Here is a 25,470-nt window from a genome sequence, read left to right on the forward strand (position 1 = left end):
CTTCGCTCACGGAGGCGTCCGATGAAACGCCGCGAACTCCTGGCTGTGCTTGCCGCCGCCGCGCTTGCCGAGGTGACTGCCGCGCAGGCCGACGAAAGCCCCGCGCACTACACCGACGAAGTCGCGCTGCCCAAACCCAACGCCGCCGGCACGGTATCTCTGGAGGAAGCCATCGCCCGGCGCAGGTCCGTGCGCAGGTTCAAGCCGGACCCGCTGCCGGTCGAAACCATCGGCCAGTTGTTCTGGGCCGGGCAAGGCGTCACGAGCCCGGACGGCAAGCGCGCCGCGCCTTCGGCCGGCGCGTTGTATGCGCTCGAACTGTACGCGGTGAGCGCCGCGCAGGTGATGCACTACCTGCCGCGCGAGCACCGCGCCGCGACGCGGGTCACGCCCGACCTGCGCCCCGAGTTGAAGGCGCTCGCGCTCGGGCAAGCGTCGGTTGGCGCGGCGCCGGTCGTGATCGTCGTGGCCGCCGAGCCCGCCCGGCTCTCGCCGCGCTATGGCGCACGCGCCCAGGTCTATGCCGACCTGGAGGCCGGCCACGCCGCCCAGAACATCCTGCTCCAGGCGGCCGCGCTCGGGCTCGGCGCCGTGCCCGTGGGCGCGGTCGACGGGGCGCCGGCGGCGCGCAAGCTCGCGCTGCCCCATGGCCAGAGCGTGGTGTATCTCATCCCGGTAGGCATGCCGGCATGAGTTGCCGCAAGCGGCGATGCCGCCACGCCCGGGCGGGCGACGGCTTCAGGCCGCGAACGACAACGCCGCCTCGGCTTGCAGCGCGGCGTGCCACGGCGTCCACGCGAGGCCGAAGGTGGCTTCGGCGCGGCGCGCGTCGAGCTTGATGTCCTGTTGCCACAGCCGCGCGAGCGAGGGCGGCAAGGGCGGCGGCACCTTCACGCCGCCGAGCTTGCGGCCCGCGATTTCGGCGATCTTCAGCGCGGGTGCGAGCAGCTTCGTTTCGAAGGCGAGGCGGCGGCCGCCGATGCGCTCCACGGGCGTCGCGCCCAGAATGCGTGCGTACGCAACGAAGTACTCGTTCCAGCGCGGCGCGTCGGCCATCGCGAGGTTGTAGGCGCGGCCACCCGCGGTCGGCGTGCTCAGCGCGGCCAGCGCCGCGCGCACGACGTCGTCGATATGCACGAGGTTGCTGCAACCGTCGCCCGCCGCGCCCAGGTCGCCCAGACGTCGCGCGCGCAGCAGTTGCGCGATGCGCAGCGACCATTGCGGACTGCCGCCGCCGTAGATGCAGCCGGGGCGCAGCACCGTGAGCGCGGGCAGCGTGACGAGCAGCCGCTCCGCTTCGCGCTTCGCTTGCCCATACGGGCTCACGGCTTGGAGCGCGGCGTCTTCGTCGATGCGGCCTTCGGCCGCGCCGTACACGGCCATCGAACTGAAATGTACAACCGGCAGCGGCGTGCCGTGCGCGTCGAGCGCCGCGCGCAATGCGCGGGCGTTGGCGACGATCGCCTCCGGCGCGCCGGCCACGCAGTTCACGAGACCGTCCGCGCCCGCGAGCGCGGCGCGCAGCGAGGCGGGGTCCGCAGCGTCCACGCGGCGCAGGCCGCTTCCTTCGCGGCGCGAGGCGGCGACCGGCTCGGCCCAGTCGGCGGCGGCGAGCGCCTTGACGAGATGGCGGCCGACATAGCCGGTTGCGCCAAGAACGAGGATGCGGGCTTTCTGCGCGGTCATCATGCAGGCTCGGGAAGGTTGACGGTGGCAACGGGCAACGCGGACAAGTCCGCCGCCTGCTTGAGGTGTTCGGCGAGGCGCAGCGCGAGCGCGACGATCGTGAGGGTGGGGTTCGCCTGGCCCGACGTCGGGAACACGGCCGCGCCCATCACGTAGACGTTGTCGGCTTCGTGCAGGCGGCAGTTGGGGTCCACCACGCTCGTGCGCGGGTCGAGGCCCATGCGCGCCGTGCCGATGTGATGGCCGCCGTACGCGCCGTAGCGCGTCATCTCGGCTTCGACCTGCGCGGGGTCGTACGTGAAGCGTCCCACGCCCGCGCGCTCGACCTCGTGCGCGAGCGCCGCGAGCGCGCGGCTCACCGTCGCGACGTCCTGCGCGCTATAGCGCCAGTCCACGTGGATGCGGCGCAGGCCGAGCGCGTCGGTCGCCTCGCCGAGCGTCACGCGGCTGGCCGGGTTGGGCTCCTGCTCCGCATGGAAGTCGAGCGAGAAGCGCAGGTTCGCCGGGCGCACGATCACCGAGGGAAACTTGCGCGCCGCCAGCGTGCGCCGGCGCAGCCAGTGCCACAGGAAGCGCGCCGTGTTCGGTGCGTCCGCAACGACGTTCCTCAGATGCGCGAGCGTGGAGCCCGCATAGCCTTGCGGCGTGCCATCGTAGAGCCGCTTGGCGTATTCATACGGGACGATGCCGCGCGCGAGATACAGCGCGGAGAGAATGCCGTTGCCGTGCCCCGCATCCGGAATGCGCGGGTGATGCAGACGCGCGACGAAGTTGCCCGCGCGCAGCGCGTCTTGCCGGTCCGCGCGCAGCGCGAGGCGGCGGCGGCAGTACACGCCCTCGTCCGACACCTCGTAGCCGTGCCACACGAACTGCGCCGCCGCGAGGTCGAGCGTGCCGATGGTGCCCGCAAGATGGCTCATGTAATAGCGGCCCACCACGTCGTGCGCGTTACCGAGCCCGCGCCCGCTCGGGCCGGGGCTGTTGAGCAGCAGGCGCGGCGCTTCGAGCCCGCCCGTGGCGAGCACGAAGGCGCGCGCCGCCACCAGGAACGCCGCGCCGCCGAGCACGCGCACTTCGGCCGCGCCCACGCGTCGCGAGGAGCCCGCCAGCATCGGCAGACGGCACAGGTTCGCGTGCTGGAGCACCTGCACGCGCCCCTTCGCGAGGCGCGCGCGATAGCGCTGGCCGAAGTCGGTCGGGCAACTGAAGCGCTCGAGCGTGTGCGTCGAGAACGCCTCGCTCGCAAAGCCGCCGATCATCGGGCGCAGCGGCGCGGCCAACGCGCTCTCCGCCGTATAGGCGAAGTCGCCCGCCTCGCACAGCGCGTTGGCTTGCGGGTAGTGGCGCAGCACGTCGGCGAACGCGATCGGCCAGCCGCTGTGCGCGATATGCGCGCGCGCGTCGAAGTCGTGCGCGTCGAGCGGCATGCAGCGCCCGCCCCACAGCGTGGTCGAGCCGCCGAAGCGGCGCACCCGGTAGCTTTCCGGCGGCGGGTGAAGGCGCGCGTCGGCCACGGTGCCCGCGTACAGGTCCTGGGTCGCCGGCTCGGGCGCGTCGCCGCCGCTTTCGAGCACGATCACGTCGAGGCCGCTTGCCTCCAGCGCGAGCGCGAGCGTGATGCCGGCCGCCCCGGCGCCCACGATGCACAGGTCCGCGCGCAGCAGCGTGCCGGCGGGAATATCACGGGCGTCGACGATCATCGTGTGTCCGATCCCAAGGTTGATGCGAGGTCCGCTTCGAGGTCCGATGCCAGGCGCGCATTCGATGAAATTTCAAGCGCATGTCGATATTTGTCTCGAAAAACGCACGCCAGTGTTACCCACCGCACCGACAGCGCAGTAATATTCTCCCTGAAGTTCAAAAGCATCTTGGCAAAAGCCAGGAGACCAGAAAAAACTAAAACGTTCGTTGTGGTTCGGGGTGGCGCTGCGCCTGCTTGATGGGCGACGCGCGTGGGCCTCGTCGCGCGCGGACGTCGGGGTCACAAAAACAACATGAGCAGTGCGCCTTACTTGCCAGCGGCGCCGCACGCGGCCGCACGGGGTGTTTTCACGCCGAGCATTCCCTTGTTCGGACTCGATATCGCAGCAGTGTCGTTCGACACCGCGCTCGACGTGCTTTGCGCAGCCGCCATGCAGCGCGACGGGCGCGCACGCGTGGCGGTCACGCCGAACGTCGACCACGTCGTGCGCCTCGACTCGCAGCCCGAATTCAAGCGTCTTTACCAAACCGCCGACTTCCTGTTCGCCGACGGCATGCCCGTCGTGTGGGCAAGCCACCTGTTCGGCCCGCCGCTGCCCGGCCGCGTGACCGGCTCCGACCTGCTGCCCGCCTTGTGCGAGCGCGCCCGCGCGGGCGGCTGGAAGGTCGTGGTGGTGGGCGGGCGTCCGGGCCACGAGGCCGCGCTCGTGAACGGCTTCGCGCAACACTATCCGGGCCTCGACATCACGGTGATCGCGCCTTCCATGACGTTCGATCCGACCGGCCCCGAGGGCGCGGCGGTCGCCGAGCGCGTGAGCGCGGCGGCGCCCGATATCGTGTTCGTGTGCGTCGGCATGCCCAAGCAGGAACGCTGGGCGCTGCATCACGCCGACAAGCTGCCGGGCGGCCTGATGCTGTGCGCGGGCGCGGCGGTGGAGTTCGCCGTGGGCCTGCGCGAGCGCGCCCCCGCGTGGATGCAGCGCTGCGGCCTCGAATGGTGCTGGCGCGTGATGCAGGACCCCGCGCGCCTGTGGCGCCGCTACCTCGTGGACGACCGCCGCTTCTTCGGCATCCTGTGGCGGCACTGGCGCGTGGCGCGCACGCAGCGGCGCGCCGCCTGAAGCGGCAACGGCGGGGGCAACGGCGTCACCCGCCGAGCGGCAAACCAACGCGGCCGCGCTCGACCGGGCGCGCGCGTCAGACCGCATTGCGACCGGAGATGATCGAAGGGATCGTCTTGAGCAGGATCTGGAGATCGAGCCAGAGCGACCAGTGCGTGATGTAGTAGCGGTCGAACTCCACGCGGCGCTGCATCTTGTCGGGCGTGTCGGTCAGGCCGCGCAGGCCGTTGATCTGCGCCCATCCCGTGATGCCGGGCTTCACGCTATGGCGCAGCATGTAGCCGGGAATGAGCCGGCGATACAGCTCGTTGTGCTCGGCCGCATGCGGGCGCGGGCCGACGAGGCTCATCGAGCCGCCCAGCACGTTGAAAAGCTGCGGCAATTCGTCGAGCGAAGTACGGCGCAGATGACGCCCCACCGCCGTGATGCGGTCGTCGCCGCTGCGCGCCTGGCGCAAGCCGCCCTCGCCCTCCCTGCCTGCCTCACCTGGCGCGCCCGCATCGCGCGCGGCGACGCGCATCGAGCGGAACTTGTGCACGACGATCGGCAAGCCGTGCTCGCCGTTGCGGCGCTGGCGGAACATCACCGGGCCGGGCGAGTCGAGGCGGATCGCCAATGCGATGACGAGCATGACCGGCCACAGCAGCGCGAGCAGCACACACGCGCCGACGATGTCCACCGCGCGCTTGAGCATGCGCGAGAGCCCGAGGATCGGCACGTCATGCAGCGCGAGCAGCGGCACGCCGGCCAGGTCCGAGCTGGTGGTCGCGAGGTCGTCGAGGAAATGCACCTCGGGCACGAGATAGATCGCCGCCGTCGAATCGCACAGGCGGCTCACGACGTCGGCCGTGACCGCGGCCGTGATCTCGCTGCGCTCGGGCTGGCTCATCGCGAGGAACGCGATCTCGAACGCGTTGGCGTGAATGCGCCCGGCCGCATCTTCGTAGCGGCCCAGATACAGCGGCAGGGTTTCGCCGGCGCCCGGCGCGACGGGCGCGTCGTTGTAATAGCCGACCACCTGAATGCCGAGGATGGGCGAGCGCCGCAGGCGCAGGTTGAGCTTGCGCGCCTCGCTGCCCATGCCGAAGAACACCGCGTGACGCTGGTTGCCGGGCGCGTTGTTGATGCTGTGCGCCACGCCGCGCAGCACGGCAAGCCCCACGAGTTGCAGCGGCAGCGCGAACGCGGCCCACTGTGCGACCAGCACACGCGGGTCGCCGCTGCCGCCGTCGCCGTGCGTGATGAACAGCAGCGCCATCAGCACGACCGGCAGCCGGCACCAGCGCCAGGCGCCACGGCCGAGCATCCACCAGAGATTGCGCGCGCTCGACAGCAGATGAAAACGCGCGAACACCACGAACGCCGTCACGGCGAACGCGCCGGTCAGGGCGCGCGTATAAGGCGTGTCGCCAACTTGTCCGTGCAGCGGCAGCAGCGCGACGAAGGCGCCCGTATTGAGCGCCGCGCTGATGCCGCCGACCAGCGCCATGAAGAGGCGGTGATGGTGGGTCGACTGAGTGGACATGGCGAGTTCGGCTGGATCGTGCGGCTGCGTAACTGAACAGCGGGCCTCAATAGTGTTGATATGGCCCGGCGCTTGCATGGCGGGCGTCGCGTTGGCGTATGAGGGAAACCGTCTGTGCACGGCGCGTGCGGACACAAGCGGCGGCGCTCGATGCGCAGGCAACGCTTGCGGTAGAAGGCACCTTGCGAACGTACGCGCTTTTTTCAGTCGACTTCATGCGACGCGCTCGCTTCACGGTGCTTGCGTACCAACGGCCGCTCCCCAGTCGGCCTGATGGCGCGGCACGCTTTCCGGCGGCGCGAGTGGTCTAGGCTCGCACCGATTATCCGAAAATGGCGGCTCGCCATCCGATATTTCGCGCGTATCTTACCAGTCCATTATGACTTTGCGTATGCAGTAAAGAAGATGCAATGACTTCCGGCGATATTGTGGTTAATTTCCCGATTCGCCGGATTTAACGCCCGGCGTATTAGTGGCGCATGGTCGTGCTTTATAAAAAACAATACCGGTTTATTTCGACCATGAATCTGTCGATTTACGCCCGCGCAAACGTTTTAATCGGTGGATTGAATCGGGCGGACGTCATTGACGAGCGCGTCATTGGCGCTGTCGGGTGTCAAGTCTCACGCCTCATCTCACGCACGACCGCGCGCGGCACCGCATCGAGGCGCGGCACGCCGGTAAGCGCCATCGCCACTTCGAGTTCGGTTTGCAGCAGCGTCAGCAAGTGCGCCACGCCCGCCACGCCGCCCACGGCGAGCGCATGCAGCACCGGCTGGCCGATCAGCACGGCCTGCGCGCCAAGCGCCAGCGCTTTCAGCACGTCGGTGCCGCGCCGCACGCCGCCGTCGAGCAACACCGGCACGCGTGCGTTCACGGCCGCCGCAATGCCGGGCAGCACGTCGAGCGTGGCCGGCACGGTGTCGAGCGTGCGGCCGCCATGATTCGACACGACAATGCCGGCCGCGCCCGCATCGAGCGCGCCCGGCACGTCCGCCGCGTTGAGGATGCCCTTGAGCAGCACCGGCAGCGCCGTTGCGCGACAGAGCCACTCGATGTCGGCCCAGGTGGGCGCGCCCGCAAGCAAGCCCTTGAACACGGGGCTGCCGCCGCGCGCATCGAGCGCCTCGGCGCGAGCGAAGCCGCGCAGATTGACCGACTCCACGCCCTCGGGCAACCGAAAGCCCGCGCGCTGCTCGACGTTGCGTATGCCGCTCACGGCCGCGTCCACCGTCACCACGAGCGCGCGATAGCCCGCGGCCTCCGCACGGCGTACGAGTGTGAGCGTGTCTTCGCGGCGCGGCTGCATATAGAGCTGAAACCATAGCGGCGCGTCCGCTGCCTGCGCCACCGCTTCGAGCGCCACGCTCGCCTGCGCGCTCACGGTCGTCCACGTGCGCGTGAGCGACGCCGCGCGTGCGGTGGCGAGTTCGCCCTCCTCGCAAACGAGCCGGTGCCAGGCGGTCGGCGCGATCAGCACCGGGTAGTCGAGCGTTTCGCCCAGCAACGTGGTGCGCGCCGTGGCCGACGACATATCGACCAGCGCGCGCGGCATGAGCTGCACGCGATCGAACGCGGTGCGATTCTCGCGCTGCGTGATGCCGTCGGCGGCCGCGCCCGCGATATAGGCGCGAATGGCGGGATCGACGCGCGTGTGGAAATGGCGTTCGTAGTCGAACAGCGAAACCGTATCGGCGGGAATGTGCATCGTGCGGCTCACAGCTCCGACCAGCGGCGCAACAGATTGTGATAGTGATTCACGAGCCGGAGCACGGCCGGGTGCTCGTCTGCGGACTCGTTGCCGCGCGTGAGCCCCAGGTCCGAGCGCAGGGCGATGATGGCGCAGTCGAGTTCGTAAAGCATGGCGCGGCTCGTTTCGTCCTTGACGAGCGATTGCGCCCAGAAAAACGAGGCCCAGCGGCTGCCGCGCGTGACCGGCGTCACACGGTGCAGCGTGGAAGCGTGATAGACGATCATGTGACCCGCCGGCAGCTTGATGGCGCGCGACCCTTGCGCGTCGTCGATCACGAGTTCGCCGCCCTCATATTCATCGGGGTCCGAAAGAAAGATCGTGCTGGACACGTCCGCGCGCATGCGCATGCCGCCCGTGCCGGGCACGGTCTGGATCGCGTTGTCCACGTGCGTGCCGAACGTCATGCCCACGTCGTAGCGATTGAAGCGCGGCGGCAGCACGCGAAACGGCAGCGCCGCGGAATGATAGGTCGCGTTGCGGCCCAGCGCATTCAGGATCAGTTCGCCCAGTTCGCGCGCTTCGGCGCTTTCCGCCGGAATTTGCAGATTGCTCTTGGACTTCGCCGCGAGATCGCCGGCAGTGAGACGGCCGTCCACCCACTGCGAAGCTTCGAGCACCTGGCGGCAATGCTTCACATCGGCAGGCGTGAGCACGTCGGGAATCTGAATGAACATGATGAAGGCGGGTTTCGTAAACAGACGAACAGCGTACACGATCCGGAAAACCGGAATCGTGTACGCCGCCGCTCGGCGCTATCGCGGGTTATCGGCTTCCATCCGTTGCCAGCGCAACGATCAGAACGTCACGCCCGCGTTCAGGAGGAACGTGCGGCGCGAAGCCGGCACCGCGCGCGCCGAGCTGAACGCCGACTGGTAGTTCAGGTGGTCGGTGAGGTTGTACAGATTGAGCGAAATGCGGTACGGCCCCTGCTCGTAGCCGACCATGCCGTCGAGCGAGAAGTTGTTGGGCATGCGCGCCGTATTCGCCGAATCGGCCCAGTAGCCCGAGGCGTACTGCATGCCGCCGCCCACGGTGAGCTTGCCCGGCAGCGGCAGCAGCGAATGCGGCACGATATAGCTCGTCCACAGCGTGACGTTGTTGTTCGACACGCCCGGCGCCGTCTTGCCGATCGACGTCGCCGCGCTCGCCTCGGTGACGATGCCGTTCAGGTACGCATACGCAATGTTGGCCGACCAGTTGTTCGTGATCCAGCCCGTGAGCCCCAGCTCCACGCCGCGAATGCGATAGCCTTCGCCGTTGTCCGAGAAGCCCGGCGAGAGTTCGCCCGTGTCCGGGTCGATCGTGTATGCATGCGACTTGCGCGTCTGGAACAGCGCGGCCGTCACGCCCAGTCGCTTGTTGAGGAAGTCGAGCTTCGTGCCCACTTCAACGGTGTCCGCGCGCTCCGGCTCATTGCCCACGCCGTCTTGCGGCACTTCCGACTGCACACCGCCCACGGCGAGCGCAATGTCGGTGCCCACGGGTCGATACGTGCGCGAGAACGACGTGTAGAACATCGAATTGTTCGTCGGCTCCCACATCGCCGCAATCGCGGGGCTGAGCTTGCTCGACGAAGCCGTGCCGCCCGCAACGGAGGTCGCGTTGGTCCAGTATTTGCTGCGGAAATAGTCCCAGCGCAGATTGCCGAGCAGCGAGATCTGTTGCGTGAGCCAGATGCGGTCGTTCGCGAACAGGCCGATATCCGACGACTCCGCGTCGCGCGTGGTCGCGCCGTAACCGAGCGACCAGCCCGCGGGCATCTGATACTGCGGATTGACCACGGTCTGGTTGTTCACGCGGCCCGTCCAGGTGCCCTGGTCGCGATGGTCGCGCTGATAGTTCATGTCGAGACCGACCACGGCGCGGTTGCGGAACGGCCCGAGATCGAATTCGCCCTTCGCGGTGGTCACGTTCTGCACGCCGATGCCGCGCTGAAGATACGCGGCGCCGCCGCCCGCGCCATACGACAGCGCGACGTTCTGGGCCGCCAGCAGCTTCTTCAGATCGGTGTTGCTGATCGCGGCGGGATTCGTCGAGGAGAAGTCGCGCTCGTAAAACGTGAAGCGCGTGTCGTTGTCGATCTGGATGCCGTTATTGAGCTTCTTCGTGAACAGCGACGAGACAATGTGCGTGTCGCTCTTGTCGTGGTCCGTGCTGCGCACATAGGACGTGGACGAATCGAGACCCGGCACGCCGTATTCGAGCAACGGACGATAGATGCCGTCGGAGCCTTGCGCCGTCGGCTGGCCGTAGTCGGGCACGCCGTCGCGATGCAGGTAGGAGTAGCCGAGATGCCACTCGGTGTTCGTGCCGATGCCCGTGCCGAAGTCCACGGCCACGCCCGCGCGGTTGTCCTTCACGTTGTCGCGGTCGGGCGTGTTGCCGTTCTGGTACATGCCGTTCACGCGCAGCGCGGTGGTGTCGCCCAGCTTGATGTTGCTGTCCACGGTCGTGCGATAGGTCGAGCCTGAGCCGCCGCTCTGATCGATGCTCGTCGACGTTTCCAGATTCGCCATCTTCGAGGTCTGGTTGATGAGACCGCCGATGCTGCCCACGCCGAAGCTGTCGCCCGACGCGCCCTTGATGACCTGCACGCTGTCCACGTCGAAGCTGTCACGCTTGTATGCGCCGAAGTCGCGCAGGCCGTCGATATAGATATCGCCCTTGGCCGAGAGCCCGCGAATCTTGAACTGGTCGCCGCTCTGGCCGCCGTTGCCCTCGCCCGTGGAGATCGTGATGCCCGGCACGTTCTTGAGGATCTGTTCAAGCGAGGTGGCTTTCTGCTGCTCGATCAGCTCGTGCGGGATCACATTCACGGTCTGCGGCATGTCCCTCACCGAGTCCGGCAACCGGGCGATGCCGGTCGTGGCCTCGTTGGTGTTGCCCGGCAGCGCCGCCGTGACGGAGATCTTCGGCAGCGCGCCGCCTTCGGCGGCCGCGAGTTGCGTGTCGCCGCCCGCTTGCGCGAGCGCCTGGGTGGCTTGCGACCCGGCCTGCGTGCCAGCCTGCTGGTCTTTGCGCGCCTCGGCCGTGGCAGCCGGGTCTTGCGCGAACACCATCAAGGGCACGGACGTGAGCGTCATCGCAACGCTCGCGGTGGCGGCGCCGGAAACGAGACGGCGAATCGCAACCGATGTGACTTTCTGCTTCATCAAACTGCTCCAGTTCTTCTTGAATGTGTTTCGAAAACTATGTCGTACTGCGAATCATCAAGGAAAGCGCGCAGGCTCTATCCCCGGCCTTCGCTGAGCGTGAGCGAGGGCCGGCCCGATTGACTGGCGTTTGAATGTTCGGCGCGCTTTACCGTGCGACGGGCCTGGCGCAGACCAGGCCATGGTCCTGCGCGAGCCGGCAGGCAGGCAGACGCCTACGAAAAACTCATGCGCCGCAGACACGGCTGCGATGGAATCGGCCGCGCCCGCGTACGGTGGGAATGAGCGACGGTCGCGTGGGGGAAGGTCTCCCCTGTCCGTAATCAGCCGGACTTGTAATGCCGTCGCAGGGAGAAATATAAGGGTTTGTAACTTTAATGTAAACGATTCTTATTTGACTGGAAGGACTTTGAACGTTTACAGAAGATTACGCAGCAGGGGACAGAACAGGGAGAAGTGCGAGAGGTTGCGTGCGCAACGAACAGCGGAAAAGCAAAAAAAGCGGCGGCCGGCATCATGGCCGGCGCCGCCGCGCGGCATGCACGCCGTCAATGGCCCGCATAGATCGAGCGATCGCTCACGCTGGCCATCACGGGCGCGCCCGAGTCCGAGCCTCCCGTCATCGCCACGCCGCCCACCGCCGTGCTCCCCGGCGCCGCGCCGTGCGCCTGCTCCTGCGCCACGATGGCCTCGGCGTGCTGAATGTCGTCGGGGTAGTTGAGATCCGAAGCCGACGGACGATAGCCCGCCTGCTCCACCCGCACGAGATCGGCGATCACCTGAGCGCGGGTGACGGGTGTCGCGCTGCTCTGCGCGGTCGGAGCGGTCTGTGCGGTCTGCGCAAAAGCGGCGGCCGGAGCGGCCAGCGCGCAGGCGAGGAGCAGGGTGGAAACGAGTGCTTTCATGATGTTCACCTCTCAATGAATGGCCGCCGCACCGGAAAGCGATGCCGCTTCAGCCGCCCTCGGCAATGTCGCGAAGGTTGACTGCATTCTGGTCGCGCCGCGCTGACCCAAAGCTGACCCGCCGATTACGAGTTCGTTATCTCTCGCGAACGCCGCGAGCACAGGCCTCGCGCAGCAACGCGCGCAGATGACAAATCCGTAATGTCGAGGTCAGCAGCGGGTAAGCGCCTCCTCCCGATACTGGCATCAACCGCGCGGCCTCTCGCGCCCCTCTTTCAGACCCAACCCGGAACACGCCATGTGGATCGTCAAACTGGCGCTCAGGCGCCCTTATACGTTCATCGTGCTCGCCGTGCTGCTCTTTATCCTCGGGCCGCTCGCGATCATGCGCACGCCCACGGACATTTTTCCGAACATCAACATTCCTGTGGTCAGCATCGTCTGGAGCTACAACGGCTTCTCCGCCGAGGACATGGCGCATCGCATCACCTCGAACTACGAGCGCGCCCTCACCTCGGACGTCGACGACATCGAGCACATCGAATCGCAGTCGCTCAACGGCGTCTCGGTCGTGAAGGTGTTCTTCCACCCCGGCGCCGACATCAACCGCGCGATTGCCGAGGCGGCCTCGAACTCCGCCTCGATCCTGCGCATCCTGCCGCCGGGCACGCTGCCGCCCAACATCATCACGTACAACGCCTCGACGGTGCCGGTGCTGCAACTGGGCCTCTCCAGCAACACGCTGCCCGAGCAGTCGCTCTACGACCTCGGCAACAGCTTCATTCGCACGCAGCTCGCCACCGTCCAGGGCGCGGCCGTGCCGCTGCCCTATGGCGGCAAGATCCGCCAGATCATGGTGGAGCTCGACCCCAAGGCGCTCCAGGCCAAGGGGCTCGCGCCCGCCGACGTGGTGAACGCCGTCAACGCGCAAAACCTCATCTTGCCCGGCGGCACCGCGAAGATCGGCTCGCGCGAATACAACGTGGAGATGAACGGCAGCACGCAGACGGTTGCCGCGCTCAACGACCTGCCCATCAAGACCGTGAACGGCAGCGTGGTGTACGTGCGCGACGTCGCGCACGTGATCGACGGCTACGCGCCGCAAACCAACATCGTGCGCGCCGACGGCAAGCGCGCCGCCCTGCTCACGGTGGAAAAGACCGGCAGCGCCTCCACGCTCACGATCATCAGCCAGGTCAAGGCGATGCTGCCGAAGATCGCCGCGGGCCTGCCGAGCGCGCTCAAGATCACGCCGCTCGGCGACCAGTCGGTGTTCGTGAAGTCGGCGATCTCGGGCGTCGTGCGCGAGGCGCTGATCGCCGCCTGCCTCACGGCGGCGATGATCCTGCTCTTTCTCGGCAGCTGGCGCGCCACGCTCATCATCGCCATCACCATTCCGCTGGCCGTGCTCACCTCGCTCATCGCGCTCTCCGCGCTCGGCGAAACCATCAACATCATGACGCTGGGCGGGCTCGCGCTCGCCGTGGGCATACTCGTTGACGACGCAACCGTCGCGATCGAGAACATCACGCACCACCTGGAGCGCGGCGCGCCGCTGCACGACGCGATTCTCAACGGCTCGGGCGAGATCGCCGTGCCCACCTTCGTCTCCACGCTCTCCATCTGCATCGTGTTCGTGCCGATGTTCCTGCTCTCGGGCGTCGCGCGCTATCTGTTCGTGCCGATGGCCGAGGCCGTGGTGTTCGCCATGTGCGCGTCGTACTTCTTCTCGCGCACGCTGATTCCCACGCTTGCCATGTACCTGCTGCGCGCACGCGACCCGAACGCCGCGCCCGCGCGCGGCATCGCAGGGGCGTTGACGCGCTTTCAGGCCGCCTTTGAAACGCGCTTCGAAGCGCTGCGCAACCGCTATCGCGCGCTGTTGCAGGCGGCCATCGCGCAGCGCCGCCGCTTCGTCGTGCTGTGGCTCGCGCTTTGCCTGGGCTCGCTCGTGCTCGTGCCGTTCACGGGCCGCGACTTCTTCCCCGCCGTCGACACCGGCGAAATCCGCCTGCACCTGCGCGCGCCCACCGGCACGCGCATCGAGCAAACGGCGCGCATTACCGACGAAGTGGAGGCGAAGATCCGCAGCGTGATTCCGGCCTCCGAACAGGCCGCCGTGCTCGACAACATCGGCGTGCCGGTGAGCGGCATCAACCTCACGTACGACTCGTCCGACCCCATCGGCCCGGAAGACTCGGACATCCTCATCACGCTTGCGCCGAAGCACAAGCCCACCGCGCAATATGTCGCGAAGTTGCGTAACGTCCTCAACGCCGCGTTTCCGGGCGTGACGTTCGCGTTCCTGCCCGCCGACATCGTGAGCCAGATCCTCAACTTCGGCCTGCCCGCCCCCATCGACGTGCAGATCGTCGGCAACAAGCTGGCCGCAAACCGCGTGGTCGCCAATCGTCTGCTCGACCAGATGCGCGGCGTGCGCGGCCTCGTCGACGCGCGCATCCAGCAGCCCGGCGACGAGCCGACCATCAACGTGAACGTCGATCGCACCAAGGCGATGCAGGCCGGGCTCACGCAGCGCGATGTCGCGCAGAACCTGCTCATCGCGCTCTCGGGCAGCTCCCAGACCACGCCGAACTTCTGGCTCGACCCGAAGAACGGCGTGAGCTATCCGCTCATGGCCGAAGTGCCGCAATACGACATCCATTCGCTGCAAACGCTCGCCAACATTCCGGTAACCACGCAGTCGGTGCAGGTCAATCCGCAAAACCAGCTCGGCACGCTCGGCACGGTCTCGCGCAGCGAGCAGCAAGCCGTGGTGTCGCACTACAACGTGCAGCCCGTGCTCGACATCTTCGCCTCGACGCAGGGGCGCGACCTTGGCGGCGTCGCCTCCGACGTGAACCGTCTCGTCGACGCCGCGCGCGCGCAGTTGCCGCCCGGCTCGTCGATCGTCGTGCGCGGCCAGGTGCAGTCGATGAACGCCTCGTTCAGCGGCCTCGCGGCGGGCCTCGTGTTCGCCATCGCGCTCGTCTATCTGCTGATGGTCGTGAACTTCCAGTCGTGGCTCGACCCGCTCATCATCATCAGCGGCCTGCCGGGGTCGCTTGCCGGCATCGCGTGGATGCTGTTCGTCACGCAAACCACGCTCAGCGTGCCGGCGCTCACTGGCACGATCCTGTGCATGGGCATCGCGACCGCCAACAGCATTCTCGTCATCAACACGGCGCGCGAGTCACTCGCCGGCGGCATGTCGCCGCTCGCGGCGGCGCTCGACGCGGGCTTCAACCGCTTTCGCCCGGTGCTGATGACAGCACTCGCCATGCTGATCGGCATGCTGCCGATGGCGCTCGGTCTCGGCGACGGCGGCGAGCAGAACGCGCCGCTCGGGCGCGCCGTGATCGGCGGCCTCGCCATCGGCACGCTCTCGACGCTCGTGTTCGTCCCCGTCGTCTTCGGCATGGTGCACGGCTGGCTGGCCAAACGCCGCGCCGCCCGGGATGCACAAGACAACGCCCGCACCAACGCTACCCATCACGTTGAATAAGGATTCCCAATGAACCAGACCAATCCAGCCGGCGCGCCCGACGACCGCGACGCCAACGCACAGCCTGGCGCGCACGCCGAAACCGCCCCGGCGAAACCGCGCCGCGCCGCCCTCGTGATCGGCCTCGCCTGTCTCGCGGCGGCGCTGCTCGCCGCCGGCATTGTGCCGCGCCTCGAAGCGCGCACCACGCAAGCGCAACAGGTGGCGGCGCAGCGCGACCTGATCGTTGCGACGCTCGTGCCGCAGCGCGCGCCCGCCAGCCAGGACCTGCTGCTGCCCGGCTCGGTCATGTCGTGGGCCGACGCCTCGATCTATGCGCGCACGAGCGGCTACGTCCAGCACTGGTACGCGGATATCGGCGCGCATGTGAAGGCCGGCCAGACGCTCGCGCAGATCGACACGCCCGAACTCGACGCGCAACTCCAGCAGGCGCGCGCCGACGCAGCCACGGCGCAGGCCAACTATCGCTTCGCGAGCAGCACGGCGCAGCGCTGGCAGACCATGCTGCAAACGCAATCGGTCTCGCCCCAGGACGCGCAGGCGAAGACGAGCGACGCCGCTGCGAAGCTCGCCACGCTCCAGGCCGCGCAGGCCAACGTGTCGCGGCTCCAGGAGCTGGTTTCATACCAGAACGTGACCGCGCCTTTCGACGGCGTGATTACCGCGCGCAACGTGCAGGTGGGCGCGCTCGTCACGGCGGGCGGCACGCCCGGCCTCGCCACCATGCCGGGCGAGCTGTTCCATATCGCGCAGACCGACCGGCTGCGCGTGTACGTGGATGTGCCGCAGGACGACGCGAGCCTCGTCACGCCCGGCACCGCCGTGTGGTTGACGACGCAACAATATCCGGGCCGCCGCTTCGCCGCGAGCGTCGCGCGCACCTCGAACGTGATCGATCCCGTGAGCCGGACCTTGCACGTGGAAGTGGACGTGGACAACCACGACGGCGCGCTCATGCCCGGCGCTTACGCGCAGGTGCATCTCGCACTCACCACGGCCACGCCCGCGCTCGAACTGCCCGTGAGCGCACTGCTGTTCCGCCCCGACGGCGTGACGATCGCGGTGGTGGACGCGCACGACAAGGTGCAACTGCGCAAGGTCACCATTGGCCGCGACTTCGGCACTTACGTGGAGATCGCCACGGGGCTCGCCGCATCGGACCGGGTGATCGACAATCCCGGCGACGCCATCGCCAACGGTCAAAGCGTGCACGTGACGGCAACGTCCGCGCCGGGCAACAAAGCCTGAATGGCGAGGTCCATCATGTTCAAACGCCCCCTCACCCCGTTGCGCACGATCGTCGTGGCCTGCACGGCCGCCTCGTTCGCCGCATGCACCACGTTGCCGCATTACAGCGCCCCTTCGGTCGACGTACCGGCGCACTATGCCACTCAGCCCGCCAATGCCCCTCAGGCCGCTCCCGGCTGGGCCGTCGCCGCGCCCGCGGACGGCAAGCCGCGCGGCCCGTGGTGGACGATCTTCGGCGACAGCGAACTCGACAGCCTCGAAGCACGCGTCGATGTGTCGAACCAGACCGTGCGCCAGGCGGTGGCCAATCTGCAAGCCGCGCGCGCGATGATCGACTACCAGCGCGCGGGCTATGCGCCCACGGTCACGGCGGGCGTGGCGGCGCAGCGCTACCGCACCTCGCAGAATCTCGTCGACCGGTCGCTCGCGGGCAAGACGATTCCCGACTATTCCACGGGCGTCACGGCAAGCTGGGAGCCCGACCTGTTCGGCCGCGTGAAAGACGCCACCACCGAAGCGCACGCCAACGCCCAGGCAAGCGAGGCCGACCTCGAATCCGTGCGCCTTTCCGTGACGAGCCAGCTTGCTTCGGACTACTTCGATTTGCGCACGCTCGACCGCCAGAAGAAGCTGCTCGATGACACCGTGACCGCCTACACGGCGGCGCTGCGCATTGTCCAGCAGCAGCTCGCCGACGGCGCGATCGACGCCTCGGCGGTCGCCCAGGCGCAAACGCAACTGGAGAGCGCGCGCACGATGGACAGCGACATCGACGTCCAGCGTGCGCAGCTTCAGCACGCCATCGCGACGCTGGTGGGCGTGCCCGCTTCGTCGTTCGTGCTGCCGCCGCAGGTGGCGCCCGTCGTGGTGCCGCAGATTCCGGCGGGCGTGCCCTCGGCGCTGCTCGAACGGCGCCCCGACATCGCCGCTTCCGAGCGGCGCGTGGCGGCGGCCAACGCGAGAATCGGCGAGGCGCGCGCGGCCTTCTATCCCGACCTCACGCTTTCTGCCACGGCGGGGCTCGAAAGCACGTTCTTCGCGCCGTGGCTCAGCGCGCCTAGCCTCTTCTGGTCGCTCGGTTCGCAGCTCGCGGGCACGCTGTTCGACGGCGGCCGCCGCGACGCCACGCTCAAGGGCGCCAATGCGCAATACGACGGGGCCGTGGCTGGCTACCGGCAAACGGTGCTCACGGCGTTCCAGCAGGTCGAAGACAATCTGAGCGCGCTCGACACGCTGGCGAGTGAAGCCGAAAGCCAGCAGCGCGCGACGGCCGCCGCGCAACTCTCGCTCAAGCTCACGACCAACCGCTACCAGGCGGGCGCGGTGAACTATCTCGACGTGGTGACGGCGCAGACCATCGCGCTCGCGAACGAACGCAACGAGCAGCAGATCGCGGGGCGCAGGCTCGACGCGAGCGTGCATTTGCTCCAGGCGCTCGGCGGTGGCTGGGACCGCACGACGCTGCGCAATCTCAGCGCGACGCCTCAGGCCGCGCGAACGTCAGGATGAAGCGCGTGCTCGTCGCGTCGCTCTCGGCGCGCGCCGAGCCGCCATGCAGCGTCATGATCGTGCGTACGATGGCGAGCCCGAGGCCCGCCGACGCGCCCGCGCGCGGCTCGCTATGGCGCGAGGCGTCGGCGCGATAGAAGCGGTCGAAGATGCGTTCGAGCAGCGCGCCGTCGATCGGCGTGCCCGGATTGGCCACCGTGACCTCCACGGCCGTGGGCGTTTCGTCCACGCGCAGCGTGATCTCGCCGCCGCGCGGGGTATAGCGCAGCGCGTTGGCGAGCAGATTGCCCACCGCGCGCCGGAACAGTTCCTTGTCCGCGCGCAACCGCCCCTGGCCTGCCACGCGGATATGCACGCCGGCCTCGTCGGCGAGACCTTCGAAGTAGTCGGCGATCTGCGCGAGCGCTTCCTCGACGTCGAACGCCGCGAGCGTCGTCATGAATTGCGGGTGCTCCGCGCGCGCGAGAAAAATCACGCTCTCGATCATGCGCGAAAGCCGTTCGCATTCCTCCAGATTCGATTCGAGCAGCGCTTCGTATTCCGCCGTGCTGCGCGGGCGCGCCAGCGCCACTTCGGTCGATCCACGCAGGTTGCCAAGCGGCGTGCGCATGTCGTGGGCGAGATCGGCCGTGTATTGCGACATGCGCTCGAAGCCGCCGTGCAGGCGATCGAGCATCGCGTTCAGCGACTTCGTGAGCGCCTCCAGCTCGCTGGGCGCGCGCTCGATCTCGATGGTCGTATCGAGCCGGTCGACCGTGACGGTGGCCGCGCGCTCGGCCATCTCCCGCAGCGGGCGCAGCGCCTCGCGCACGAGCATCCAGCTCATCAGGAACGCGAGCAGCATGCCCGCGAAACCAAAGCCGTAAAGCCGCTCGCGATAGTGGTCGAGCAGGCGCCAGCGGTCGGTCATGTCGCGCGCGATCACGGTCGTGACCTGCGTGCCGTCGGTGAGCGACGCGGCGGTGGCGATCCCGCGCACCGGCACGCCGAACGCGTTGCGCCACTCCACCACGTCGTCTTCGGTAATGCGCTGCGCCGGTCCGAGGCGCCGGGAAAGGGCAGCCTGGGGAAAGAGCGCGTCGGCAATGCTTTCGGTGTTGTGCTCGAACAGTCGCTCGCCGCTCGCGTCGAGCATCTCCATCGAAAGCGCGGGATTGCCCAGCACCTGGCTCGTGAGGCGCTGGGCGTGCGTGCGCACATCCGCCGCGTCGTGCAGTTCCTGCGCGAGACGGCGCGTATGCCGCGAGATCAACACGATGTCCAGATCGTCCTGCCGCTTGACTTCGCGGTCGAGCGTGAAATAGAGCGTGCTGCCCACGAGCGCGAACACCGCCAGCGTCGTGCCGGCGAAGCTCAGCGCCAGGGTGGCGGTGAGCGAGCGAGCGGCCATGCGCGCCATCAGGCGGGCCCTTTGATTTCGGCGACGTAGCCCACGCCGCGCACCGTATGAATCAGTTTGATGTCGAACTCGTCGTCGACCTTGGCGCGCAGGCGGCGAATGGCGACTTCCACGACGTTGGTGTCGCTGTCGAAGTTCATGTCCCACACATACGAGGCGATCTGCGTGCGCGTGAGCACTTCCCCCTGGCGGCGCACCAGCAGTTGCAGCAGCGAGAACTCCTTGGGCGTGAGGTCGATGCGCTTCGCCCCGCGCTTCACGCGCCGCCGCGTGACGTCCACTTCGAGGTCGCCGAGCGCCAGCACGTCGCTCTCGCGCGGCGGCCCGCGTCGCGCGAGCGTGCGCACCCGCGCGAGCAGCTCGACGAACGCAAATGGCTTGACGAGGTAGTCGTCGCCGCCCAGCTCCAGCCCCTTCACGCGGTCAGCCACGTCGTCGCGCGCGGTGAGGAACAGCACGGGCGTAGCGTGGGTGGCGCGCAGGGTCTTGAGCACCGCCCAGCCGTCCATGGTCGGCAGCATCACGTCGAGCACGATCACGTCGTACGCGGCTTCCTTCGCGAGGATCAGGCCTTCGGCGCCGTCCGCCGCCACGTCCACCGCATAGCCGGATTCCTCGAAGCCCTTTTTCAGGTAGGCGCCGGTTTTCGGCTCGTCTTCGATCACGAGAATGCGCATCGCCGTTCCACTATCTGTGTGTCCGGCTCAATTGTATGCGCTCCGTTGCGCCGGGGGGCTTAACGCAGCGTCGCTCCCGGGCGGCGCGGCGCCTTCGTATCCCGCCACGAGCCATTTATGTCCATCGCGCCACTCCTTGCATAATCCTGCTCAGAAGCGCGTCCGCCCTCGCGCCGGCGCCATGGCCTTTGCGGACCTTCCCGACAACCATGCCTGGCAAGCCATGTTTTCGCGGTAGGCCCGTGTGGCGGCACGTCGTTGAACCGTGCTGCCGGCCGGTGTAGTTGTGATCCTCTTGAGGGCGTTCAAATCCGCTCCTCTATCTACCTTTCGAGTGCAAGCGATGATTACCGTGCAGGAGTTGCTGGATACCGAATCCCTGAAACTGACGGCTATCGCTGGCTTGTCCGGACTGACGCGGACGATCACCTGGGCCCATGCCGTTGACCTTCCCGATCCCTGGCGATGGATTACCGGCGGCAATCTGGTCATGACGACGGGTGCAGGCGTGCCGCGCGAGGCTTCCGACCAGATTATCTGGCTGGAGAAGCTGGCGAGCAGCCATGCCAGTGCATTGGTCGTCGCGCGCCGGGCCGATGCGCCGGAACTCTCACGCGAGATGCTCGACGCGGCAGACCGTTTGATGTTCCCGGTACTCGAAGCGAGCTTCGAGCTTGAATTCGTGCAGTTGTCGAAGCATGTGATCGAAAGCGTGCTGCAAGCCCAGCGCGAGCGCTTCAGAGCCAGCGAACAACTGTTCGAGACGTATGCGGCCGCCCTGCGCGAAGTGCCGGACATGGCCGGACGCCTGACTGTGCTATCCGACCGGTTGCGACTCGGGCTGGCAATCGAAGACGCGCGCAGCGGCTCGATCATCGTTTCCTCGAACCCGTTGCCCACTTCTGTCGAGACCGAGCCGGTCTTTGTCGAACGCGTCGCGATCGGCGGCCGGGCGAAAGCGGACCTGGTCATTCAGCGTCGAGACGCGCAAGCGATGCAGGATCCCCTGCTGGTGCGCTCTCTGCTCGGCCTGCTCGCGATCGAGCTGGAACGGATGATGATCGACCGCGACAAACTGCGAGAGGAAGGCGCTGCGCTCTTGCGCAGCCTCTTGAAAGGCGAGGCCGAATTTTCCTTTCGCCCCATGCTGGAGCGCCGCGGGTTGACGGGCACACTCGTCGTGCTCGCGCTCACTCCCGGAAAGCAGGGGCCGTGGAGCGCAGCCGAGATCCACCATGCGCCACCGTTGCACGCCCGCACGCCCCTGCTGCTCGATGATGACGTGCTGCTCGTATTGGCTCAGGATCACGTGGACACGCTGGAATGCCTGCGCTTCGGCTTGGGCAAGGGCACCGTGGCCGGCATCAGCGGGCCTGTCACGGAGGCAGCCGGCTTTCGCGAGAGCGTGCGCCAGGCGCGCCTCGCGCTGGCCCAGGCACACGAAGCCGGAAAGGATCTCGTGCGCTACGGAGAAGTCGACACCGGCTACATCACGATGCCGAGGTCGCTTGCCGAGGCGAGTGCGTTGGTCGGCCGCTACCTCGGTCCCGTGATCGAATACGACCGCGTCCACGGCACCGCCCTGCTCCCGACGCTCATGACGTTTCTGGAGAACGACGGCAACTGGAAATCCGCCGCCTTCGACCTGACGATCCACCGCCAGACCCTCGTCTACCGCCTGAAGCAAATCGAGCAGCTAACCGGCGTCAAACCGACCACGACCGACGGCATCACGCGATTGTGGCTGGCCCTTAAGGCGGGAAAGGCTGCCAATCTGTTGTCCGATGCCCCTTTGAAATCATCAGACGGATAGTCATACATTTGTATAAGCGCTGTCCCTCGAATCGACATTTTGCGCATAGCCTGGCCCGCGCGCTTTGCTTTTAATGGAGGTAACAAAAGACACATTTCGATTCCAGGAGACAACCAATGCCTATTCAGACGGAACTCGATCCACGGCTGAAACATGCTCTGAAAACCCGGCACATCAGCATGCTGGCGCTCGGAGGCGTGATCGGAGCAGGCTTGTTCGTAGGCTCCAGCGCAGTCATTGCATCGACCGGACCCGGCGCGTTCATCACCTACGCCATCACCGGGCTGATCGTCGCACTGATCATGCGCATGCTGGGCGAAATGGCGGCGGCTCACCCCACGAAGGGGTCGTTTGTCGACTACGCGCGCCTCGCTTACGGCGATGTCGCCGGCTATGCGATGGGGTGGCTGTACTGGTATTTCTGGGTGATCGTGGTCGGGTTCGAGGCCGTTGTCGGCGGGCAGACCATTCATGCGTGGTTGCCCACCCTGCCCGTCTGGATCATCTCGCTAGGGCTGATGGTGATGATGACGGCGCTCAATCTGTTGTCCGTCAAATCGTTCGGCGAAGCCGAATACTGGTTCGCTGGCGTCAAGATCGTTGCCATTGCCGCTTTCCTGATCATCGCGGGCGCCTACGTCTTCCATTTGTGGCCAGGATCGACCGCGACGTTCTCCAACCTCACCGCCCACGGTGGCTTCTTTCCCAAAGGGGTGGGCAAGCTTTTCACGGGCGTCGTGGTCGTGATCTTCTCCATGACAGGCGTGGAAGTCGCGACCATTGCGGCTGCCGAATCCGAGCATCCTGAGCGCAACGTTCGCCGTGCGGTCAATACGGTGATGGCACGCATCCTGATCTTTTTCGTTCTTTCCGCGTTCTTCATCGTCGTTGCCCAGCCGTGGACGGACATCGTGCCGGGCCAATCCCCGTTCGTGGCGACGCTCGAAAAGATAGGCATCCCCGGCGCCGCAACCGTATTGACAGCCGTGATCCTCGTGGCCGTGCTGTCCGTGCTCAACGCCGGACTTTATACATCGTCGCGTCTGCTGCTGGTCCTCAGTTCGAACAACGAAGCACCGAAGTGGCTGGGAGGTGTCAATGGACGCGGCGTCCCTGCCCTGGGCGTCATCGCGTCAACGCTCGTCGGATATGGCTGTGTGGTGATCGCGGCGCTCTGGCCCGATACGGTCTTCCTCTTCCTGATCAACTCGTCGGGTGCGGTGTTTCTGTTCGTCTATCTGATGATCTGCCTGTCGCAACTGAAGCTAAGAGGCGAATGGGAACGTCGTGGCGTGCTGAAGCTGCGCATGTGGGGCCATCCGTGGCTGCCGCTCCTCGTGACCGTCACGATCGTCGCGGTTCTGGTCAGCATGGCGATGGATCCGAAGACGCAGATCAGCCTTCTGCAAAGCGTCGTCGCACTGGTCGTCATCCTGGCCTCCTACCCGGCGTTCTGCGCCAAAGGCAAGCGCAAGCAGATGCGGACAGCAACACCGTCGGCGGCGAATCGCACGTAACGCCGAATCGACAACTCGACCCACACCTCGCACCTGCACGGTGATCGTCGCAGCGGGCAATGCCCCCCGAATGGCATGAACAAGAACCTGGATTGGTAGGAGAGACGGATGCCGTCCGCACAAGAACTGACGCAGATTCCAAACCGCCCGCTGTGGCACGCGCCCTCGCGCGCGCGCGACACGCTGGAGCGCGAAGCGCAGGCCGATGTCGTAATCGTCGGCGCAGGGTATACAGGGTTATGGACTGCGTACTATCTGCTGAAGGCGCAGCCATCGTTAAACGTTGTGCTGCTGGAGCGGGAAACGGTCGGCTTCGGCGCTTCCGGCCGCAACGGCGGCTGGGCGTCGGCAATATTTCCGATTTCGCTCGAACGCGTGGCGCACATGTATTCGCACGCTGCGGCATTGCATTTGCAGGCAGCGATGAACGAGACAGTAAGCGAAATTGGACGCGTGCTCGATCTTGAAGGCATCGATGCGGACTATGCAAAGCAAGGCTTTCTTTCCCTTGCCCGGAGCCAGCCACAGTTCGATCGAATTCAGGCGTCAGTCGATGCGTCGGTTCGCTTTGGATTGCCGGATCAATGGCGCACGCTCGATGCGAAGCAGGCTTCGACCCGGATCGGAGCCCGGCATGTGCTGGGCGGCCTTTACACCGAGCATTGCGCGCTGATCCATCCTGGCAAGCTGGTGCGCGGACTGGCAGCCGTTGTGGAGGCCATGGGCGCGCGAATTTTCGAGAAGACAGCCGCGCTCCGCATCGCACCTGGAAAGGTGAGCACCGCGCATGGCGGCATCACGGCGAGAACGGTTGTGCGCGCAACGGAGGCATTTTCGTGCCAGCTTCCGGATAGCAGCCGCTCCGTCATTCCGCTCTACTCCCTGGTACTGGCAACGGAGCCGCTGCCTCAGGCGCTGCGCCAGCGGCTGGGACTCGATCATCGCCTGGCCTTCAATGACATGCGCCACCTGAGAGTTTATGGACAAGTAACGGCGGAAGGCCGCCTGGTGTTTGGCGGTCGCGGCGCCCCATACCGCTTCGGCTCCCGGATGGCGCCGGAAGACGACCTCGTCGACAAGGTGCATGCCAACATCCACGCCGCGATGCTCGAGTTCTTCCCCGACCTGGCCGCGGCCCGCATCACGCATCGCTGGGGCGGCGCGCTCGGTGTGTCGCGGGACTGGTGCCCGACTGTGAGCATGGACAAGGACGCGCGCGTTGCGTGGGCGGGAAATTATGTCGGCGATGGCGTCGCAACGAGCAACCTGGCCGGCCGCATTCTGCGCAATCTGATTCTCGATCGCGACGAGGAGATCAACCAGCTGCCCGTGGTGAACCATCGCTCACCGGCGTGGGAGCCGGAGCCTTTCCGGTGGATAGGCGTCAACGGCGGTCTCACGGCGGCGGGCTTCAGCGATTTCGAAGAACGTGTCACCAGGCAACCATCGCGTACCGCACGCGTCCTCGAAAAGCTGACGGGCGCCCATTGAAAAAAAGGAGTGATGCATGACGAAGTTCACCATTGTCAAAGCCGCCGATATTGCTTCGGCCCGACTCGCCTCAGCCGGTCAACGCGCCGGGGCCGATAGCGGCGATCCCCAGATTGCCGTCAAGACTGTTGCGCCCGAGGCGGTTGGCAATCTGGGGATCTGGGAATGTCAGCCAGGAGGCTGGCCGGTGATAAACCGTCCCGATACCGAGTTTACGTACATCATTTCCGGCCGCGCCAGGCTCACCGATGACTCGACGGGTGAAGTGACCGAGATCGTCGGTGGCGATCTCGTGATCTTGCCGCCCGGTTGGACGGGGCGCTGGGATGTCCTGGAGCCCGTTCGCAAGATCTACGCGATTTATTGAACCTGATCCGCGAGCATCGGGAAAGCGGCGAGTTCGCGATGCCGACGGCCAGGCGACGTTTTATTTAGCTGAGAGATTTAGCTGAAAAGCACAGACCGCAG

Annotated in this window: 18 protein-coding genes; 9 read left to right on the forward strand and 9 right to left on the reverse strand. The window is 66.8% G+C overall.

The features are described from left to right. The first annotated feature begins 21 nt into the window (after nucleotides 1-21). Entirely contained in the window at nucleotides 22-693 is a 672-nt protein-coding gene (locus tag C7401_RS35130; RefSeq protein ID WP_112176656.1) for a SagB/ThcOx family dehydrogenase, read from the forward strand. Between the two features lie 45 nt (nucleotides 694-738). On the opposite strand, the gene C7401_RS35135 is transcribed toward C7401_RS35130, so the two are convergent. Together C7401_RS35135 and C7401_RS35140 are read right to left on the reverse strand one after the other, a co-directional pair. Further along, nucleotides 739-1,689, reverse strand: coding sequence for an NAD-dependent epimerase/dehydratase family protein (locus tag C7401_RS35135; RefSeq protein WP_258397352.1), 951 nt, complete (start codon nucleotides 1,687-1,689; stop codon nucleotides 739-741). After that, entirely contained in the window at nucleotides 1,686-3,386 is a 1,701-nt protein-coding gene (locus C7401_RS35140; protein ID WP_112176658.1) for an FAD-dependent oxidoreductase, read from the reverse strand. The genes C7401_RS35135 and C7401_RS35140 overlap by 4 nt, the downstream gene beginning before the upstream one ends. A gap of 294 nt (nucleotides 3,387-3,680) precedes the next feature. On the opposite strand from C7401_RS35140, the gene C7401_RS35145 reads away from it, so the two are divergent. Continuing rightward, nucleotides 3,681-4,508, forward strand: coding sequence for a WecB/TagA/CpsF family glycosyltransferase (locus tag C7401_RS35145; RefSeq protein ID WP_112176727.1), 828 nt, complete (start codon nucleotides 3,681-3,683; stop codon nucleotides 4,506-4,508). Nucleotides 4,509-4,584: 76 nt separating this feature from the next. Here C7401_RS35145 and C7401_RS35150 read toward each other — a convergent pair whose 3' ends face one another. The 5 genes from C7401_RS35150 to C7401_RS35170 form a co-directional block, all read right to left on the reverse strand. Continuing rightward, entirely contained in the window at nucleotides 4,585-6,033 is a 1,449-nt protein-coding gene (locus C7401_RS35150; RefSeq protein WP_258397353.1) for an undecaprenyl-phosphate glucose phosphotransferase, read from the reverse strand. A 616-nt stretch (nucleotides 6,034-6,649) separates the two neighbouring features. Then, nucleotides 6,650-7,741 (reverse strand): alpha-hydroxy acid oxidase, encoded by a 1,092-nt coding sequence (locus tag C7401_RS35155; protein WP_112176660.1) that lies wholly within the window; start codon nucleotides 7,739-7,741, stop codon nucleotides 6,650-6,652. A gap of 8 nt (nucleotides 7,742-7,749) precedes the next feature. Then, complete coding sequence (locus tag C7401_RS35160) at nucleotides 7,750-8,460, reverse strand: Fe2+-dependent dioxygenase (protein ID WP_112176661.1); 711 nt, start codon at nucleotides 8,458-8,460, stop codon at nucleotides 7,750-7,752. 120 nt (nucleotides 8,461-8,580) lie between these two features. After that, nucleotides 8,581-10,938, reverse strand: a complete 2,358-nt coding sequence (locus tag C7401_RS35165) for a TonB-dependent receptor (RefSeq protein WP_112176662.1) — start codon at nucleotides 10,936-10,938, stop codon at nucleotides 8,581-8,583. Between the two features lie 548 nt (nucleotides 10,939-11,486). Then, on the reverse strand, nucleotides 11,487-11,843 hold the full coding sequence (locus C7401_RS35170; protein WP_112176663.1) for a DUF4148 domain-containing protein: 357 nt from the start codon (nucleotides 11,841-11,843) through the stop codon (nucleotides 11,487-11,489). Nucleotides 11,844-12,141: 298 nt separating this feature from the next. Between C7401_RS35170 and C7401_RS35175 the strand changes: the two genes are divergently transcribed. Genes C7401_RS35175 through C7401_RS35185 form a run of 3 tightly spaced genes read left to right on the forward strand, consistent with a single transcriptional unit; the run spans nucleotide 12,142 to nucleotide 18,105 of the window. Further along, nucleotides 12,142-15,348 carry an efflux RND transporter permease subunit gene (locus tag C7401_RS35175; RefSeq protein ID WP_112176664.1) on the forward strand — a complete coding sequence of 1,069 codons (3,207 nt, stop codon included), beginning with the start codon at nucleotides 12,142-12,144 and terminating at the stop codon, nucleotides 15,346-15,348. A gap of 9 nt (nucleotides 15,349-15,357) precedes the next feature. After that, a complete protein-coding gene (locus C7401_RS35180) occupies nucleotides 15,358-16,596 on the forward strand; it encodes an efflux RND transporter periplasmic adaptor subunit (RefSeq protein ID WP_112176665.1) in 1,239 nt (412 codons plus the stop codon). Between the two features lie 15 nt (nucleotides 16,597-16,611). Next, nucleotides 16,612-18,105 (forward strand): efflux transporter outer membrane subunit, encoded by a 1,494-nt coding sequence (locus tag C7401_RS35185; RefSeq protein WP_112176666.1) that lies wholly within the window; start codon nucleotides 16,612-16,614, stop codon nucleotides 18,103-18,105. Here C7401_RS35185 and C7401_RS35190 read toward each other — a convergent pair. Together C7401_RS35190 and C7401_RS35195 are read right to left on the reverse strand one after the other, a co-directional pair. Further along, complete coding sequence (locus C7401_RS35190) at nucleotides 18,068-19,495, reverse strand: heavy metal sensor histidine kinase (protein WP_112176728.1); 1,428 nt, start codon at nucleotides 19,493-19,495, stop codon at nucleotides 18,068-18,070. The genes C7401_RS35185 and C7401_RS35190 overlap by 38 nt on opposite strands. 8 nt (nucleotides 19,496-19,503) lie before the next feature. Continuing rightward, on the reverse strand, nucleotides 19,504-20,181 hold the full coding sequence (locus C7401_RS35195; protein ID WP_112176667.1) for a heavy metal response regulator transcription factor: 678 nt from the start codon (nucleotides 20,179-20,181) through the stop codon (nucleotides 19,504-19,506). 343 nt (nucleotides 20,182-20,524) lie between these two features. Between C7401_RS35195 and C7401_RS35200 the strand changes: the two genes are divergently transcribed. The 4 genes from C7401_RS35200 to C7401_RS35215 all read left to right on the forward strand — a co-directional run bounded on the left by C7401_RS35200 (nucleotide 20,525) and on the right by C7401_RS35215 (nucleotide 25,369). Then, on the forward strand, nucleotides 20,525-21,994 hold the full coding sequence (locus C7401_RS35200; RefSeq protein ID WP_112176668.1) for a PucR family transcriptional regulator: 1,470 nt from the start codon (nucleotides 20,525-20,527) through the stop codon (nucleotides 21,992-21,994). Between the two features lie 116 nt (nucleotides 21,995-22,110). Then, nucleotides 22,111-23,511, forward strand: coding sequence for an amino acid permease (locus C7401_RS35205; RefSeq protein ID WP_112176669.1), 1,401 nt, complete (start codon nucleotides 22,111-22,113; stop codon nucleotides 23,509-23,511). Nucleotides 23,512-23,619: 108 nt separating this feature from the next. Then, nucleotides 23,620-25,002 carry an NAD(P)/FAD-dependent oxidoreductase gene (locus C7401_RS35210; RefSeq protein WP_112176670.1) on the forward strand — a complete coding sequence of 461 codons (1,383 nt, stop codon included), beginning with the start codon at nucleotides 23,620-23,622 and terminating at the stop codon, nucleotides 25,000-25,002. 16 nt (nucleotides 25,003-25,018) lie between these two features. Then, nucleotides 25,019-25,369, forward strand: coding sequence for a cupin domain-containing protein (locus tag C7401_RS35215; RefSeq protein WP_090836865.1), 351 nt, complete (start codon nucleotides 25,019-25,021; stop codon nucleotides 25,367-25,369). The last annotated feature ends 101 nt before the right edge of the window (nucleotides 25,370-25,470 follow it).

This window comes from Paraburkholderia unamae (genome assembly GCF_003268775.1).
Lineage (GTDB): Bacteria > Pseudomonadota > Gammaproteobacteria > Burkholderiales > Burkholderiaceae > Paraburkholderia > Paraburkholderia unamae.

Bases quoted from the DNA above. Each gene is read 5' to 3' on its own strand.
- C7401_RS35130 (WP_112176656.1), top strand. From the start codon at position 22: ATGAAACGCCGCGAACTCCTGGCTGTGCTTGCCGCCGCCGCGCTTGCC.
- C7401_RS35135 (WP_258397352.1), bottom strand. From the start codon at position 1,689: ATGATGACCGCGCAGAAAGCCCGCATCCTCGTTCTTGGCGCAACCGGC.
- C7401_RS35140 (WP_112176658.1), bottom strand. From the start codon at position 3,386: ATGATCGTCGACGCCCGTGATATTCCCGCCGGCACGCTGCTGCGCGCG.
- C7401_RS35145 (WP_112176727.1), top strand. From the start codon at position 3,681: ATGAGCAGTGCGCCTTACTTGCCAGCGGCGCCGCACGCGGCCGCACGG.
- C7401_RS35150 (WP_258397353.1), bottom strand. From the start codon at position 6,033: ATGTCCACTCAGTCGACCCACCATCACCGCCTCTTCATGGCGCTGGTC.
- C7401_RS35155 (WP_112176660.1), bottom strand. From the start codon at position 7,741: ATGCACATTCCCGCCGATACGGTTTCGCTGTTCGACTACGAACGCCAT.
- C7401_RS35160 (WP_112176661.1), bottom strand. From the start codon at position 8,460: ATGTTCATTCAGATTCCCGACGTGCTCACGCCTGCCGATGTGAAGCAT.
- C7401_RS35165 (WP_112176662.1), bottom strand. From the start codon at position 10,938: ATGAAGCAGAAAGTCACATCGGTTGCGATTCGCCGTCTCGTTTCCGGC.
- C7401_RS35170 (WP_112176663.1), bottom strand. From the start codon at position 11,843: ATGAAAGCACTCGTTTCCACCCTGCTCCTCGCCTGCGCGCTGGCCGCT.
- C7401_RS35175 (WP_112176664.1), top strand. From the start codon at position 12,142: ATGTGGATCGTCAAACTGGCGCTCAGGCGCCCTTATACGTTCATCGTG.
- C7401_RS35180 (WP_112176665.1), top strand. From the start codon at position 15,358: ATGAACCAGACCAATCCAGCCGGCGCGCCCGACGACCGCGACGCCAAC.
- C7401_RS35185 (WP_112176666.1), top strand. From the start codon at position 16,612: ATGTTCAAACGCCCCCTCACCCCGTTGCGCACGATCGTCGTGGCCTGC.
- C7401_RS35190 (WP_112176728.1), bottom strand. From the start codon at position 19,495: ATGGCCGCTCGCTCGCTCACCGCCACCCTGGCGCTGAGCTTCGCCGGC.
- C7401_RS35195 (WP_112176667.1), bottom strand. From the start codon at position 20,181: ATGCGCATTCTCGTGATCGAAGACGAGCCGAAAACCGGCGCCTACCTG.
- C7401_RS35200 (WP_112176668.1), top strand. From the start codon at position 20,525: ATGATTACCGTGCAGGAGTTGCTGGATACCGAATCCCTGAAACTGACG.
- C7401_RS35205 (WP_112176669.1), top strand. From the start codon at position 22,111: ATGCCTATTCAGACGGAACTCGATCCACGGCTGAAACATGCTCTGAAA.
- C7401_RS35210 (WP_112176670.1), top strand. From the start codon at position 23,620: ATGCCGTCCGCACAAGAACTGACGCAGATTCCAAACCGCCCGCTGTGG.
- C7401_RS35215 (WP_090836865.1), top strand. From the start codon at position 25,019: ATGACGAAGTTCACCATTGTCAAAGCCGCCGATATTGCTTCGGCCCGA.